The sequence below is a fragment of the uncultured Thiodictyon sp. genome (genome assembly GCF_903828115.1).
GTDB lineage: Bacteria > Pseudomonadota > Gammaproteobacteria > Chromatiales > Chromatiaceae > Thiodictyon.
Genome location: NZ_CAIKKU010000480.1, coordinates 1 through 16107, shown reverse-complemented (window position 1 = coordinate 16107; position 16107 = coordinate 1). Strand labels below are relative to the sequence as shown.

The 16107-nt window shown below is 62.3% G+C and carries 13 protein-coding genes; 7 read left to right on the top strand and 6 right to left on the bottom strand.

Features of this window, described 5'->3' with window-relative positions:
* Nucleotides 1-281 precede the first annotated feature (281 nt).
* The 4 genes from mprF (at nt 282) to QZY48_RS17645 (ending at nt 6232) form a co-directional block, all read left to right on the top strand.
* Nucleotides 282-2951, top strand: a complete 2670-nt coding sequence (gene mprF / locus QZY48_RS17660) for a bifunctional lysylphosphatidylglycerol flippase/synthetase MprF (RefSeq protein WP_295433446.1) — start codon at nt 282-284, stop codon at nt 2949-2951.
* Between the two features lie 342 nt (nt 2952-3293).
* The gene (locus QZY48_RS17655) at nt 3294-4718 is read left to right on the top strand and encodes an AcvB/VirJ family lysyl-phosphatidylglycerol hydrolase (protein ID WP_295433444.1); all 1425 of its coding nucleotides are present in this window, start codon (nt 3294-3296) and stop codon (nt 4716-4718) included.
* Between the two features lie 145 nt (nt 4719-4863).
* Nucleotides 4864-5133, top strand: coding sequence for a DUF1778 domain-containing protein (locus tag QZY48_RS17650; RefSeq protein ID WP_295433442.1), 270 nt, complete (start codon nt 4864-4866; stop codon nt 5131-5133).
* A 484-nt stretch (nt 5134-5617) separates the two neighbouring features.
* Nucleotides 5618-6232 carry a hypothetical protein gene (locus tag QZY48_RS17645; RefSeq protein ID WP_295433440.1) on the top strand — a complete coding sequence of 205 codons (615 nt, stop codon included), beginning with the start codon at nt 5618-5620 and terminating at the stop codon, nt 6230-6232.
* Between the two features lie 96 nt (nt 6233-6328).
* Here the strand turns inward: QZY48_RS17645 and QZY48_RS17640 are convergent, their stop codons facing one another.
* The 3 genes from QZY48_RS17640 to QZY48_RS17630 form a co-directional block, all read right to left on the bottom strand.
* Entirely contained in the window at nt 6329-6745 is a 417-nt protein-coding gene (locus QZY48_RS17640; protein WP_295433438.1) for a hypothetical protein, read from the bottom strand.
* A gap of 66 nt (nt 6746-6811) precedes the next feature.
* Nucleotides 6812-9940, bottom strand: a complete 3129-nt coding sequence (locus tag QZY48_RS17635; RefSeq protein WP_295433436.1) for a hypothetical protein — start codon at nt 9938-9940, stop codon at nt 6812-6814.
* Complete coding sequence (locus tag QZY48_RS17630) at nt 9937-13488, bottom strand: helicase-related protein (RefSeq protein ID WP_295433434.1); 3552 nt, start codon at nt 13486-13488, stop codon at nt 9937-9939. Before QZY48_RS17630 ends, QZY48_RS17635 begins: the two co-directional genes overlap by 4 nt.
* Before the next feature lie 257 nt (nt 13489-13745).
* On the opposite strand from QZY48_RS17630, the gene QZY48_RS17625 reads away from it, so the two are divergent.
* Together QZY48_RS17625 and QZY48_RS17620 are read left to right on the top strand one after the other, a co-directional pair.
* The gene (locus QZY48_RS17625) at nt 13746-13949 is read left to right on the top strand and encodes a hypothetical protein (RefSeq protein ID WP_295433433.1); all 204 of its coding nucleotides are present in this window, start codon (nt 13746-13748) and stop codon (nt 13947-13949) included.
* Nucleotides 13946-14215, top strand: coding sequence for a hypothetical protein (locus QZY48_RS17620; RefSeq protein WP_295433432.1), 270 nt, complete (start codon nt 13946-13948; stop codon nt 14213-14215). Before QZY48_RS17625 ends, QZY48_RS17620 begins: the two co-directional genes overlap by 4 nt.
* Before the next feature lie 269 nt (nt 14216-14484).
* Here the strand turns inward: QZY48_RS17620 and QZY48_RS17615 are convergent, their stop codons facing one another.
* Entirely contained in the window at nt 14485-14961 is a 477-nt protein-coding gene (locus QZY48_RS17615) for a type II toxin-antitoxin system VapC family toxin (protein ID WP_295433430.1), read from the bottom strand.
* Nucleotides 14948-15148: a DUF2281 domain-containing protein gene (locus QZY48_RS17610; RefSeq protein WP_295433428.1), complete on the bottom strand. Its 201-nt coding sequence runs from the start codon at nt 15146-15148 to the stop codon at nt 14948-14950. Before QZY48_RS17610 ends, QZY48_RS17615 begins: the two co-directional genes overlap by 14 nt.
* 289 nt (nt 15149-15437) lie before the next feature.
* On the opposite strand from QZY48_RS17610, the gene QZY48_RS17605 reads away from it, so the two are divergent.
* Entirely contained in the window at nt 15438-15809 is a 372-nt protein-coding gene (locus QZY48_RS17605; RefSeq protein WP_295433426.1) for a hypothetical protein, read from the top strand.
* On the opposite strand, the gene QZY48_RS17600 is transcribed toward QZY48_RS17605, so the two are convergent.
* Complete coding sequence (locus tag QZY48_RS17600) at nt 15758-15991, bottom strand: hypothetical protein (protein ID WP_295433424.1); 234 nt, start codon at nt 15989-15991, stop codon at nt 15758-15760. The two genes, QZY48_RS17605 and QZY48_RS17600, sit on opposite strands and share 52 nt — an antisense overlap.
* Nucleotides 15992-16107 lie beyond the last annotated feature (116 nt).

Here is a 16107-nt window from a genome sequence, read left to right as displayed (position 1 = left end):
TCCTTCGCCCATTTCGTGGTGTGAACAAGGTATATCTACAGCAGTACGTCGCTATTCATGAATGGGCTCACAATATCAAGACATGCTCTGTGGAATTCCTCAGGGTACTGTGTGGCATCACACAATTCGCCTCATGAGCCGGATTTGTTTCACTCATTAATGAACCGTTCCATAGCACCGAAACCCGCGCCGCCGCCCACATTGCGCGCTCCGCCCGGGCATGGGAGCATTGCCGCAGTCACCTTCATCGTCGACGCGCGGGCGGCCCGCCCGAGGTCACCATGACCCGTCCCCTCAAGACCCTGGACCCCGCCGCCGCGGGCGCCGCGCTGCCGGCCGATCCCAACCGCCGCGCCGCCGTGCTGCTCGCCTGGCTGCGCCGCGGGGTGCCGCCGCTGCTGGTGGTCGTGACCGCCCTGGTCGCCTGGTACGAGGTCAAGGGGTTCGACTTTCACACGCTGCGTTCGGCCTTGCGCCGCATTCCCTGGGTCGCGCTCCTAGGGCTCCAGGCCCTGGCCCTGGCCGCGGTCTTCGAGATGGTCCTCTACGACTGGTGGGTGGCCCGCCGGCTCAAGGTCAACCTGACCTGGGACCGCCTGATCCGCTACAGTTGGGTCGCCAATACCACCAACAACCTGATCGGGCTCTCGGGGCTCGCGGGGTCGGGCATCCGCATCCTGCTGCTCACCCGCGACGGGGTGGCGACCCGGGTCGCCTCGCTCTATTCCGGGGTGATCATGTTGGCGGTGCCGGTCGGGCTCTCGGTGCTGGTGCTGGCGGCGCTGGCCATGGGCCGCACCAACCTGGTACCGGGGGTCCTGCCGCGCTGGGCGGTACTGAGCGTCCTGCTCGCTTATGCCGCCTATCTGCCGGTGTTTCTGACGCTGGCGGCGAACCGGGCGGTGCTGCACCGGGTGCTGAGCGGGACCGCCCGCCTCGGTCTCGGCGGGGGGCTCACACTGGTGGCGATCTCGGTGCTGGACTGGCTCCTGGCGATGCTGGTCGCCTGGTGTTGCCTGCTCGCCTGCGGTGCCCACCTGAACCCGGGCGCCTTCCTGGCCGCCTTCACCTTCGCTGCGACCCTGGGGGTGCTGAGCCTGGTCCCGGGGGGGATCGGGGTCTTCGATGCCGCGCTGCTGGTGATGCTTACCCGCCTGCGGGTGTCCCCGGCGACCGCGGCGGCCGGGCTCCTGGTGTTCCGCCTGGTCTATTATCTGGTGCCCTGGCTGATCGGGCTCACCCTCGGCACCGGGCTCTTGGCCCGCCCCGCGGCACCGGCCGTCAGCCGGCTCGCCCGCCTGTGGCAGAACAATCCGCTGCTCGGCCTGCTGCGCCTGGTCCTGAATTTCATCGCCTCCCTGGGGGTGCGCCTGCTGGGCCTGCTGATCTTCGCCACCGGGCTGATGCTGCTGGCCTCCGCCGCCCTGCCGTCCCTGGAGGATCGGGTCGAGCGGCTGCTCCTGGTGCTGCCGCTGCCGGCGCTGGAGCTGTCCCACTTCCTCTCGGTGGGGGTGGGGGTGCTGCTGATCGCCCTGTCCCGGGGGATCGACCAGCAGGTGCGCAGCGTCTATCTGGTGGCTATGCCGCTGCTGGTGGTCGGGGCCCTCCTGAGTCTGCTCAAGGGCGCGGCCCCGGGTCAGGGCCTGTTCCTGCTCGCGGTGGCGGGGCTCTTGTGGCTGCGCCGGGACGCCTTCTACCGCCTCTCCTACCCCTTCCTGAGTCGGCGCAATCTGCTCTGGCTCCTGGCCCTGGTGGTCAGCGTCACGACCTTTGTCCTGCTCGGTCCCTGGGTGGACGGGGAGGATTTCACCTGGCGCGAGCTCTGGTTCCAGTCGCAACCGCACCTGCAGGCCGCCCGTTACCTGCGCTCCCTGCCGCTCGCGATCGTGGCCCTGGCGGGCTGGCTCGCCTGGGGTCTCTTCCGGATGCCGCGGCCAGTGTTCCCCGTGACCGATGACGCCGCCCTGGCCCAGGCGCGGGTCTGGCTGGGTGAGCACGGCGGCGGCACCTTCGCCCATCTGCTGTTCATGGGCGACAAGCACCTGCTGTACGCGGCGCAGGGTCGCTGTCTGATCCAATACCAGCGCGTCCGCGGCCGTCTGGTCGCCCTGGGGGACCCGCTCGGGGACGCGGCGGCCTATGGGTCGGCGGTCCTGGAGTTTCGTGACCTGGCCGACCGCCATGACCTGGACCCGGTGTTCTATGAGGTCGCCCACGAGCACCTGCACCTCTACCACGACGCCGGCTTTGCCCTGTTCAAGGCCGGGGAGATGGGGCTGGTCGCGGCGGCCGACTTCACCCTCACCGGTCGCCGCAACCAGACCCTCAGGACCGGGGTCAACCGTGCCATCCGCGACGGCCTGAGCGCGGAGCGCCTTGAACCACCCTGGGACGATGCCACCTGGGCGGCGCTCAAGGCCGTCTCCGCCGCCTGGCTGCAGGAGCGGGGCGGGGGCGAAAAGGGCTTCTCACTCGGCGCCTTCGACCAGAGCTACCTGGCCCGGGCACCCCTCTATGTGGTCCGCCAGGGCCACCGCATCATCGCCTTCGCGAGCCTGACCCCATCCTATCGCGACCGGTTGGAACTGGGCGTGGACCTGATGCGGCACCTGCCCGACGCGCCCCCGGGGACCATGGACTTCCTGTTCACGCGCATGATCGAAGGCGCGCGGCAGGAGGGCTACACCTGGTTCAACCTGGGGATGGCCCCCTTAAGCGGCGTGGGCAAGAGCCGCTATGCCCGCCCGGACGAGCGCATTGCCCGGCTGGCCTATGACTCCGGCACCCGTCTCTACAACTACAAGGGCCTGCGCAGCTTCAAGGAGAAGTTCCATCCGGTATGGCAGAGCCGCTATATTGCCTATCCGCTGTATCGGCCGCTGCCGACGTTGCTGGTGGATATCGCCGCGCTGGTTGCGGGGGGGTATCGGCAGATCTTAATCAAGTCCTAGCCCGCATCGCTCGGCGTACCCACGGGAGATCGGCGCGTTGGTGGCGGGCGGGGCGACCCCGCGACATGGCCGTGCTGCGATGCGGGCTTTGAAAGGGGGGAAAGTTTCCAGCGACAGGCCATGGGCGGGATATCAGCCGTCCTGGAAAATGAAAGTGCCTGTGGGAGCGGCTTCAGCCGCGACGAGGCCTCGCAGGCTGCCGCAAGGTCGCCGGTTACCGCGGCCTCGCAGCGCGGCTGAAGCCGCTCCCACAGGCCGCGGCGCGACTCCTGTAGTAAACGCGGGCGGTGCAGACTCCCGCAGTCCCCATCACGACAAGACCCGTAAGAGGGCACAACTGCTATGTTATCCGTCAGCCGCCTGTTCGCCGTCCGCAACCTCATCGGCCTGCTGCTTGCCTTGCTGTTTGCCCCCGCGGGGCTGGCCGAGCTCGTGGAGGAGACCCTCGCCAGTCCCTACGGCAGCGTCCACCTGGTCCGCCCGCAGGGCGCGCCCAAGGGGCTGGTCCTGTATCTTCCCGGGGCGGGGGACTGGGGTGCGCAGGCCGCGGCCACCGCGCTGGAGGTCGCCGCGCAGGGGCACCTGGTCGCCGGACTCACGTGGTCCGAGCAGGCGCCGACGGCGGGACCACCGGCCCAGTGCCGGGACCTGGGGGCGGACCTGAACGGCCTGGCCCAGTGGGTAGGTGAACGCGAGACCCTGCCCAAGGACGCGCTGCCCACCCTGCTGGGGGAGTCCGAAGGCGCCGCCCTGGTCTATGTCGCCCTGCTGCAATCGCCCGCACACCGCTTTCACGCCGCGCTCACCCGGGGCTTCTGCCCGCGCTGGCCGCTGACGCTGCCGGCCTGTCGGCGCGAGGGGCTCACCGACGCCCTGGTCCAGGGGGACAAACTCCTGCCCGCGGCCGGGGTGCCCGCCGCCTGGTTCCTGTTCGACGGCGCGGCCGACGCCGCCTGTCCCGCCGCCGCCGGGTTCGCCGGTCAGGTCGCCAATGCCCGGGCGGCCGGCGGCGCGCCCCCCGGCGCCAATCCAGCCCCGCCGCCTGCCGGGACCGACGGCGGGGCATTGAGCCCGCTCGCCTCGCTCCTGCAGTGGCTGGCCCCGGGCATCCCCGACCAGATCGCCCCGGTCGCGGCCGACGAGGAGATCGCCGGCCTGCCCCTGATCGAGGTCCGCGCCGCCAAGGAGGACCCCAAGACCTTCGCCGTCATGCTCTCCGGCGACGGCGGCTGGGCCGCACTGGACCGCGGCGTGACCGCGCAACTGGCCGCCAAGGGGATCAGCACCGTCGGCTGGGACTCACTGAGCTATTTCTGGAAGGCCCGCACCCCGGCCGCGGCGGCCGAAGACCTGGGCCAGGTCATTCGCCACTATCTGGACGCCTGGCACAAGGAACGGGTGATCCTGATCGGCTACTCCTTCGGCGCCGATGCGCTGCCCTTCATGGCCGACGGCCTGCCCGCGGATCTCCGCCCGCGGGTGGCGCTACTCGCCTTCCTGGGCCTGGGCCGCACCGCCATGTTTGAGTTCCACCTGACCGACTGGCTCAACACCGGGCGCGGCCCGGAGGCCCTGCCGGTCCTGCCGCAGCTGCAGGCCCTAGCCTGGGCCCGCGGCCTCTGCGTCTACGGCGAGGACGAGGAGGAGAGCCTGTGCCCCGACCTGACCGCACTCGGCATCAGGGTCCACAAGGTGTCCGGCGACCACCACTTCGACGGCGACTACCCGGGCGTGGCGGACCTGGTGCTGGAGGCGGCGCGCCCTTAGCCGCTCGGGGCCGGCAAGGATCCGGGGGGCCAGAACGCCAGGGAGCCTCTCGCTGCCCAGGGCCCGGCAGACGCGCAGTCATTGCAGCGTACTGCACAGCGCTATACATTTAGCCCTCCCCACCCTCAGCACTGCGACATCTTACATGGCGAACGCGTCCACCAGCCTCATGGTTCGTCTCGACCCCGACAGCAAGACCTTCGTCGCGCGGGCGGCGCAACTGCGCCACGTCAGCGTAAGCGACTATGTACGCTCGGTCGTGGTCGCCCAGGCGCGCCGCGAGATCCAGGCCGCGGAACAGCAGATCATTGCGTTGACCCCGGCCGAACAGCAGGCGTTCCGGCAAGCGCTGCAAGAACCGATCGTCCTCACCGCGGCGCAGCGAGCACTCGGCGCACTGATGCGCGGCGAATGAGCGCCATCCGCTTCCCGCGCCGGAACTCTCTCGACGCCTGCCCCGGCGCAATCTACCGGTTGCCGTCCTGGCCTGGCTCGGCATTCGTGACACCGATCAGGGCCACGGCCATGGGCGTCGCCTGCTCGCCCAAACCCTCAAGGATAGCTACGACGCCGGTCAGACCTTCCCCTTCGTCGCCGTGATCCTTGACTGCATCGACGACAAGGCCTTGACGTTTTACCGGCGCTGGGATTTCCGCCCGCTACCTGGTCACAATCACAGACTCTTTCTGAGCTGGAACCAACTCCAGGCCATGGCAACGGGTCCCTGACCAACCCTCAGGACCCGGAGCGGACATCTGCGCGGTGTTTCCATCGGTTTGCGATCAGCCTGAAGGCGAACGGCCGATCAAGCCAAGGAGTGACGTATACTGTCCCCGAAATCCCCTGATTCCATCCATAGTCGTTCGACTGAACCTGTTTAGGCAACGAGGGCAACCAACATGTCGCTACAAAACCGGGTCAATCCAGAGGGTGAGCTTTGCCGTTCCTCCGCACGGGGGACGCTGATGGGCAACCGCGGCTGTCTCCACAACGAGGCGAGGGAGATTATTTCTCGCTCCAAGAGGGATGCCTGGGTTACCTGTCTGCTGAAATTCCAGAATCGCAGACGAAAAGTTATGGACGCCGGCAACTACACTGAGCTGTTCTTCCTGGACGAAGCAACAGCGCTCGCCGCTGGGCATCGCCCCTGTGCTACTTGTCGGCGGGACCGTTACGACGCCTTCCTTGCTGCTTGGAGTGCAGGTAACCGCAACGGCGCAAAGGTGCTCGCCAGCGAGGTCGATAAACAGATGAAACTGGATCGCTCCCCGGGTGCTCGCGCGGAGATATCCACGGTCCATGGGTTTCCAGATGGCGTATTCGTCAAGCAGACAAGTACCGGCACCTTCTACCTCGTCCGTGGATCGAGCTTGTATCCATGGTCTTTTGAAGGCTACGGTCGCGGGCAACCGATAGCAGCGATCACTGGGCCATTTCTCGTATTGACTCCCGCTTGCACGATTAAGGCCATCAAAAGCGGTTACAAGGCGCAGATTCATCAGAGCGCGGGTTGAGAATAGCAACCTCGCTCGATCTCTAAGAGCAGTGCCAAATGCTCATATCCATGGGGATATCGAGCAGTATATATTGAGCCCTATTGGTGGAGGCGCTCAGATGTCGTGTACTGCATCTTTGAACAGCTTCTGCGTAAGGGCGCCGAGTTTATATCGCTTGGCTGGTTCGGGATCGAAGCAGAAGACACCTTCTCGAATCCATTGTTGCTCCCCGCCTTGCCGGTTAGGACTCAAACTCCAGCTTGGGACTGGCCTTTTCCATAATATCAGGGCTTCGTTACCTTCGAGTCCCATAATCTTCCCGACGCCGCGCACGGTTCCAAATCCACTGCTTTGATTAAAGTTCGATAGCAACACAAAATCGCCCTTATCCATACGATCAATTATTTGTTCTTCAGTCTTGTTCTTTGCTAAAGGCCAGCGACTCAGATCCGGGAAAACCAATTTATTGGATGCCAATATCGCGTAGAGCATTTCGTCGGAATATGCAAAACGCCAGAATTTCTTGCTCATTTGGCTATGCTTCCATAATCTTTACCTTGGGAAAATGCCATCGGTGGTATTGATCGGGAATTCATGTCATTCTTCATCCTCCTCGATACCCGATTCATCCGCCCAAATTACCGCTCTTATATCCATGGCGTGAGTCTTTGTGAAATAGACGCTTGAGTTCGCGTCGGCGAGTATCAAAGCGAGCTCGTTACCTTTCATGCGGAGAAAATCGTCCATCATCATTTCGCGTGAGCCATTGGCGTGTTGAAACATCGCGGCATGATTCGGGCAAAGGGCAAGATAGTTCTGGTAGTGACGCCTTTTCAGCTCTGGCAGGAACTCGACGGCTTCAAGGTAATAAGTTCCGTCGGAAAGCCTGAACGGAAGGGTGGCTTTACACACTTGGCAGATCGTCTCGCCATCGCTGTTTGTATATTGTTGCCGGAGGTAAGGATCGGTGTCCTTCTTGACGCTTTCCCGCCCGACAGAGACGGATCTAGTGCGCTTCTCAGTGATGCGCTCCGGCGCCTCGGCCGCTTCATCTTGGACGCGATTGGCTCGCCGCCCGGGATTGGTCGGCTCATGTTCTGGCAGATCTGTACGGTGCTTGCTCTCGTACTGCGACTTGAATCTCTGCCGCTCATCCGGATCGAGCTCGGCAAACCACTTCGCGTCATTGAGTGAGTCATCATCGCTAAACCCAAGTTCTATGGCGACTTCACGCTTTCTGCGGCTCTCGGCAGATTGCTTGGCGATCGATTGGCCAAACTGGATCGCGTTGAGCCACGACCAGCCGGGGTCAAATGCGAAGCCATCCGGAAGCAGTTCGCGAGCGGCATCCGCCGGGCATACAAAAGCGCCGCCTCTTTGAGGAATCCACTTCTTACTCCGAAGCAGTACTGCTAGTTGCGAAGGTGCTTCATTGCACGGGTAGCTGTTGTTGTTTCGATACTGTGCCTTTGTCCAGTCAGGACTCATCACATTGGCACAGGTCCGCCAAACAAGTCGAGAAAGCACCTCATCCGCTCTCTCCAAGACCTGATCTAATCCTCTAACTCTGTAATCCTTATCAATCTTATAGGGTGACTTCCCGCCCTGTGCGCGATGAACAAGATTCGCCGCGTCAGGGTTATTCTGGCAAGTAGTTTCTTCAATTGACAGTTCAGTAATGACACCCACTCTCCTTGCGAAGTCCACTAACCGCTTCGTAGAAATCTCTGCCTCTTGATAATCTTTCGACAAGGCGACTTGATCCGCATCTTCTCCGAGCGCGCCGAAATATGCGGTCAATCCCGTATCGAGATACGGCGCGTCAAGATACACTTGGCCCGGCTGGCCCCACTTGTCGTCCTCTCGCTGGAAGATCCAGTAATCTCGAAAAATGACAGCGCGATCAGCGTCCTTTTCCACCAATGCAATAAAGCGATTAAGGTCGCCTTTCGATGGGCGAATGTCCGTATCGTAACGCTGGTTCAAGATTGCCTCGACCTGCTCGAATTCACCGACGTATCGGACGCCGAGTGCTTCAAGCAGCTTCCTGGCACGCTCCTTCTCTATCTTGTGCTTGCCAGATGTAAACACCCCCTTCGCGACTTGCGGAAATCGCTCATTTTGCTCCATTTCAGCCATTGGAAAAAAACACTTGCTGCCCTCACTGTATTCGCCCGAGTTGAGCCGGACGATATGCAGGGGCCTCAATTTTTCCAGCAACTGCCTCTTCGAATACTCGGGATCCAAGAAATACTCAGCGGCAAGCAATGCGTAAAATTTCTGGTGCCACTCCTCCGGCTTTGCAGCGAGCCATGCGATAAACGACCTATCCGGACCTCTATATCCTTTAGCGTCCGACGAATCGAATCGGTACTGGTCGGACGCCGCATTTTCCAATAACTTCACAAGCTGCTCAATGTCCCACTCGCGGATGTTCAAGCCGGAAAGGAAACGATCTACGACGCTATGCTTTATTGAGCCGGCGATAGCCCATCTGGGTGCCCTCTCCATGCCATCAACAAGTACTTTGATGTCGTCGAGCGAAAGGAGGCTCTTTAGCGACGCTTTTGCTTGCAGCAGGTGTTTGGCTGGTGCATGGCCTTTAGAATTTGTTGGTGTTAAAGGCTTTTCAACCATTTCGGTAACGATGGCTTGTCGTATGCAGTCATATCGGTCTGGGATAACATCCTGCGGGTTTGGCAGGACGCCGAGGAAATCCGCCGTCAGCAGCTTCAGATCCCGAATCGCGTATAGCGAGGATGCCGTCAGACTCGCTAATTGCCGGTAAAGCGGTGCGTTGGCGGGCGTTTCTTTGATGCTGGCCCGGCTTAGCTCAGGCACGAACGGTGCGTGCAAGTGAAAGCGCAGTCCCGACGTCTCTTTCTCGGCTGGGAAAAAGACAGCGACATGGGCTGGAACCGCGGGAACGATCCTGAACTGGTCGGCGAGGGGTTGCATACTGTTGAAGCCACCAGCATTTGGCAACAGTTCCAGCGCGAATGCGACAGCGATACGCTGTTTCTCCAATCCTTCAACCGCTTGCGTGAACCGCAGATAATGAGAACTGCCGCTCGCCGCTCCTCCTATCTGCTTGAGCACTTCAATATGGTGCTCGGAGTGTTGAACCCGTTGGACCGCCCCAGAGTTTTCGTCATCAATCCGCCATCGAATAGATTCAATGTGCGTGAGAAATAATAAAGTCGCGTCGGAAAGCCCCATTAGTCCGTCGTGAATCTCTTGGTAAGCCTGCTTCGGTGGTTTTTGCGGGTTATCAAAGGGAAACGCGAAAGTCGTCCCAGAACCTATTCCCGCTGGTTCAAGAATAGACTCAGGCATAACGAGCCTACGTATAGAGAAACAGAATCTGCGCGAATAAATGCTAGGGTTTAAGGTGTAGATAAAAACGGACTTGAAGCCAACGCCAAACTTCCCAATCTGGTCCGGAGCCTTCTTCTTGGTGCTGTTATGAATGCCGGTAATTGCTCTGACATCCGGTTCTTCAAACTCTCTCTTTCCATCGTGTTCAAACAAACAAATATCATTACGCAATGTGAATTCGCAGGCTGTGGCCAGTGCATCTTCGGCATTCTGCAAAAGCTCAAAGACGAAATGTGCTTTGTCTGGGTAGAAATCCTCAAAGATGTCGAGATTGATGTCTCCCTCATTCGCATCAAGACCGTCAAGGAATTTCTGTCGCTTTTCACGCAACACTTCGATGAAGCTCATATGCAGTCTCTTTCGCGTATAATCAGCACTCCGAGAATGACCGGAGTCGCATGAATGTCGCCGCTCGCCGCGGCCTGTTGCAGTTCTGCGAGTCGTCGCTCGAAGTCCGCATTCGCGCGCGCCAGTTCGCCCTGCCTCATGAGCCGGATCTTGTCATCGGTCGCCGCCGCAATCCGGTCTTCCAAAAGCTGGACGCGCGCGCGATGACTGATAGCCAAGCTCTGCACACGATACTCAACCAACTCCCGGTTATCGGCGATGTGATTCGCTTGGGCGGCCGACCATTTGTCGTGATGACAAACGTCCAGCGCATCGAACTGGGTAGCGTCGGGGAGCGGCGTCACCTGCGAATCCGTCGCGGTCGGCAGTAACCGCATCAAGGCGTCTTCAAGGACCGGCTCTAATGACACGGCAATCAGCAACTGGTCCGACTTCACGCCGCACTTCTGCCAGCGATACAGCGCGAATGGGTATTCGCCGGCTGGAACATCATTGCTTTGGACTGCGAGGTGCACATGAACCGGTCCCGGCTGCTCCAAATGCCGGGCCGCCTGCCATATCAGCGGGTGCAAAACGTTCAGATGCACCGCGTTCGGGTTTTCGGAGGCTGCCCCCTGATCGAAAGTGACTGACAGCGTGGGCTGTGCGCCTTTCAGCCATTTCTCCCACTGCCGGGCGACTGCGTCAGTGGCGCGAGGTCGGCGCTTGAAGTCATCGTGCAGTCTCCCCCGGGCCTCCTGGTTCAGGCGCAGGGTCTTGAGTGGTTTCTCGCCGAGCAGTAAGTCTGTGTCGCGCCCCAGGCGGTCCGCCAGATAGGCCGTAACGCACCGCTGCAAGGCCGTTGGTGAGAGCCAGAAGGTCTCGGCCGCCTCGATTTCCTGACGCCAAGTCTGGTTCGGCACGGTCAGTCCGAACAACTCGGCCTGCTTGGACTCCAATGTCTGCTCTTCCTGGATCTGTCGGATACCATTGTCTGCGAGCTGCTGGAGCCGTTGCGTGCGTTGCTCGGGGGTCAGGGTGAAGCTTTCGGCAATGTCGTGCAGTTCTTGGGTGATCTCGCCCAGGATCTCTTCGCTGCCGCCGACGGCGTGTTGGAATACGCCGATGCGCCAGAGACAGCGCTCATAAATATCCGCATCGACGGTGCCGGGAGTAATGAAGTTGACAACTGCAACGGTCTCGCTCTTCTGACCATAGCGGTCGATACGGCCGATGCGCTGTTCGATGCGCATCGGGTTCCAGGGCAGGTCGTAGTTGACGAGCAGGTCGCAAAACTGGAAGTCGAGCCCTTCGCAACCCACCTCGGACGACAGCAGTACGTCCAACGCGGTGGGGTCGTCCTGCGGTTGCGCGAATCGGCGGCGGAGATCGGCCCGCTCCTCATCCGGTACGTCTCCGTGGATGAGTCCGTAGCGCAGTCCGGCGCGCTGCGTGTGGGCGGCTAGATAGGCCAGGGTGTGACGGAAGGTGCTGAATACCAGCGCCTTGTTGTTGGGCATCTGGCCCTTGTCGCGCAGAACCTTGACGAAGGCGTCAACCTTCGGGTCTTGCGGGTCGAGGTCATCGGCATGTACCAGTAAGGCTTCAATGTCGGTGCGCACCTGGTCGACGAACCCAAGGTCCGGCTCGGTGTCGCTGTCGTCTGCCTCCATGGCTTCGAGCCGGTCGAGCTTGCCGGCAAGGATGTTCCTCAAGAGCGGGGCCAGGCCATAGAGACAGCTTGCCGCCTGTCGGCGGATCGTGGTCATCATGAACTTCACGTTCTGCTGGCCGTGACAGTACGCCAGGATGCGCGCCACCAGGTCCAGCAGGTCGTCGTGCAGCCGCTGCTGTCCGGCGGTGAATGCGATGGTCAGGGTCTCCGGCTTGCGGGTGGTGAACTCGCCGATATCGCGGCGGCGGGTGCGGTTGATCAACAGGCTGAACGTGTAGAGTTCCTCGACAGCGCGTGTGAGGCCCAAGCGTGCGCCATCATCCATTTGCCCTTCACCCAGGCGGTCGTAGATGCCCTGGAATGCCGGCGACTCGCGCAAGAACAGCCGACCCCATTCGGTCTGCGCGACCTCATCCAGACAGGTCCGGGCCTCTGCCTGCCAACCTTCCTTGGCCGCCCGGCAATGCGCAACGGCCATATTGATCGGCCGATTCGGCGCGGCCATTTGCTCGAAGCTGGCGTGGTCGATCACCAGGTCGGGGCGCAAGGCATTGAGTAGGGTGTAGAGGTCTTGGCTGCCCAACTGGACGGGTGTGGCGGTGAGAAAGATAGCGGCCTGGGCGTTGTCGCAGAAGTAGCGCACGGCCTGGTGCAGATAGGTTGCCGGATTGCGGATGTGGTGCGCCTCATCGACAATTACGAGATCAAATTTGGGCGGCGGGTCCAGCGCCAGCAAGCCTTGATTCTTTCGTTTGCCCTTGCCGCCACTGCCGAAGATCAGGTCCGAGTCGAACAGGGAGAACGGCAGGATGGCCTTGGCATACTGATCGGGCCACTCGCCTTCAAGATGCGTCTCCTGCAGGCAGTGCCGTAATTGGGTGCCATCCAGGGCCGTGAAGTGCTCATCGAAGCGGCGCATCTCGACAAACCATTTGCGCTCTGCGACCAGCGCCTTCGGACAGATGATGAGCACGGACGAGATGTCCATGCGTGCGCGCAGTTCCTTGATGATCAGCCCGGCCTCGATCGTCTTGCCCACCCCGACCTCGTCGGCGATCAGCAAGCGGGGGCGGTCGGCGCGGATGAGCTTCAGCACCGGCCGGTACTGGTAAGGGACAAACTGGACCCGGCCCGAGCGTAGCGAGAACAGGTTGGCCGTGGAGGGCGAGAGCAGTTGCAGGCTGGTCAAATAGGCGTGCAGCGCCTCCGCACTGAGCCGTGTTTGCTCCTCCTCGGCCACGGCGGGAAGCTGGATCTGGCTCTCGTAATAGGTCGCCTTCTTGTTGTCCTGAAACACCCGGTAACGGCACTCGGCACCACCCGTAACGACCTCGATGATCGGCATCAGGATGCTGGGGTTGGAGCGCAACGCGACCAGATCACCGATCTGGAACAAGGATGTAGGCGCCGCGGGCGCGTTGGCTTCGGGATGCGGCAATGGCGTATCTGCAGCGCGGGCCCCGGCCATCGCGGCGACTGCTGCCGCCTTGGCGACTTGAACCTGGGCCAGTGCTTGGGCCTCGGCCCCGATCATCGCCAGCAAGCGGCCCAGGGTGTCGGCGTCCCGATAGATCTCCGCGTCCGGCATCGCCTGCGTCGACAGGTGGGCCCATTTGTTGCGCACCGTCTGCATTTCCTTGATCCAGGTGCGACCTTGCCGCGGCAGGCGCAGTGCGTTGGACAGGTCGTACCAGTTTTGATCGAGGATGCGGAGCAGGGCCGCAAGGTCGAGTCTCTCCAGACTCGTCAAGCCGTGCTCTTGGACCATGCGCTGTTGCTGAAAACTTAGCCGATCAACGACTTGCTTGGTCCACCAGTCGTCCGACAGGCCGGGCAGGTGCGCTGAGAGGAAATTGACCAACGAGACGGTGGCGAGTGGGAGCAAGTCGTTCATGATGTGCGTTTCCCCAGTGGCTTTTCGACCAGAAGTCTACTCTGAACTGTCTCCTGTCCGAGAGTGGAGATATGAAGATTGATGATATTTCGGCGAGTATTGCCAAGATCTCCGCAAACCCAACCAAAAAATCGGCGGCCCGAAACGTCTGGTGCTGTTGATTCCTGGAAAGTCTGCCGGTCAAGACCACCTACTCCATCTGGCTGCTCGGCGAGGACTTGCGGCCCGCACGGTCGGGCTATGCCCACCGTTTCCGGATGCGCGACGAGCAAGGCCTTGGTCTCCTCGACCACGGCGGCATCTCGGTGCTGGAACTCGGAAAGTTCGCCGCCGAGCACCTTGGGGACGACGCGGTCGTCACCGAGCAGGAGCCTTGGCTGAGGTCTTTTACCAAGGGGGCACTACTCGACGAGCAGCGCCTCCCCCGTGGATGCAGACCGAGGAGATGCGACAAGCCATGAGCACCCGGAAGGTCTTCTCCGAGAAGGAGCGCGCCTATCACGTCTACCAGGCGCGTCGGAACTACCTGCGTCAAGAGTGCAACAACCAGCGCTACATGGATGAAATGCGGGCGAGCGCCGAGGAGGCGTGGGCGGCAGAAGAGCAGGCACGGGCGTCGGAACAGCAGGCGCGTGCGGCAGAAGAAGCGGAGCGTGCGCAGAAACTGGCCGCTCTGGCCGAAGTCGAGCGGCTCAAGAAAATCCTTCAGGATCGCCCGCCGTCATAGTCCGATAGTGCGCCACCCCGCCGAGCGCAAGATCCCGGTCGGCTCCGGTCACGGTTCCCGCGGCGGACCGTCCTCTTGCCCAGGATGCGCAGGGCGTGTCGTCCCGTTGCCTCAGTCCCTGCCGCCATGCAGGTGCGCCCGCGCCTCCGCCTGGCTTTCATCAATGTGCTGGGCGACATTGCGCTGGGACAGGGCGCGGCGCTCGCGGCTTCCGTCCGGTAAGGGGCGCAAGCGCAGGAGCCTCTCCCAATCCTCACCGGTTTCCAATCCTAATGGGTCGGCAGTTGCAACACTGATGGGGGACCGGCGATAACGATGCCGTCGGGCGAAAAGATGCGCCAGTCCTCGATATCGTAGGTGAAGACCCGGTACACACCGCAGACCAACGCGGTCGCCGCATGACGTGCGTCGTGGATTCGGCGGGCGGTGAGCCCGTGCCGTGCAGCCAGTTCAAGCATCCTCAGTCCGGCGGGGAGTGCCGTGTCCAGAATCACGATAGCAGAAGGCAAGGCCGCGAGCGCCCGCACCGCCGCCGCGGCTTCCGCGGGCAGCTGTGGGGGAAGGGCGCCAACCCAAGTCAGGGCAGCATAGACCTCAGCCAGCACCCCCACGGACGTGCACGCGGTGAACCGACCCTCGCGGGCTGCCTCGACGATACCGCGTGCCTCGGCGTGCCGCGGGTCGTCGGCCAGCAGGGCTCCGATGAACAACCCGGCATCCAGGAAAACGCAGTCAGTGGGGCTCATAGATGGCGTCCTTCCAGCCGGTCGGAACGCGACCGGATAACACGGGAAGCGGGTCCAGTGGGACGGCGTCTGCGTGACCCCGATGCGGTGCGCGATACCGCAGGAAGGCCGCGAAATCCACTACCTCAGCCTGCAGCTCCGGCGGGAGCTGGTGCAGGGTTTCCAATAGTTGCTCTTCAATGGTCATATTCAACCTACGCGCAATGCCCCGATGAGATCGCTGCGAAACGACCAGGAAGTCCGCTGTCGATTCCTCGACGAAGCGGCAATCGGAATGTGCCGCTCACGCAGCGCAAGCCGAGCCGGTTGGTGTCGGACGAGATAGTGCCACGACGGTTGACCCTCAGTCCATCCCACTCTCGCCTCGCTCCCGAAGCAGTCGTAGGCGCGCCGCTTGGTCTCGCTGCGGTTCTCGGCCTGGATCATAACTCCGGTCACACGCCCTTGCGGCAACCCGTCGCGGCCCCGAGCTTTCGGTGTGCGAGGATTACCGGGAGTCGAAGACCACCTACGCCATCTGGCTGCTCGGCGAGGACTTGCGGCCCGCACGCTCGGGCTATGCCCACCGCTTCCGGATGCGCGACGAGCAGGGCCGCGGTCTCCTCGACCACGGCGGCATCTCGGTGCTGGAACTCGGCAAGTTGGCCGCCGAGCACCTTGGGGATGACGCGGTCGTCACCAAGCAGGAGCGTTGGCTGAGGTATTTTACCGAGGGGGCGCGCCGGAATTACCTGCGCCAAGAGCGCAGCAACCCTTCCTCTTGCCAGGGATGCGCACAGCGCGCCCTCCCGTCGTCTCAACCCCCACCGCCCTGCAGGTGCGCCCGCGCCTCCGCCCGGCTTTCATAGATGTGCGGCGCGACATTGCGCTGGGACAGGGCGCGGCCGAGCTTCAGCAGCATGAAGGTGCTGGTGGTATAGCGCGTGACCCTGGCGTAATAGCGCTCGCACAGGTCCGCGACCATGGCGATGTACTCCCCTTCGAGGTCGGGGCGGATGCTGAAGTCAGCCCTGAAGCATAACCGCGCCACCCCAGTCACGGCGCGGGCTGGCGGGGGTTAGAGAAAGTTAATGTTCGCACAAGGGGGTAGACACCGCGCGGCGACTCTGGCAGGATTAACGGCAGGGTAATCGGTCTGCCGTTCCG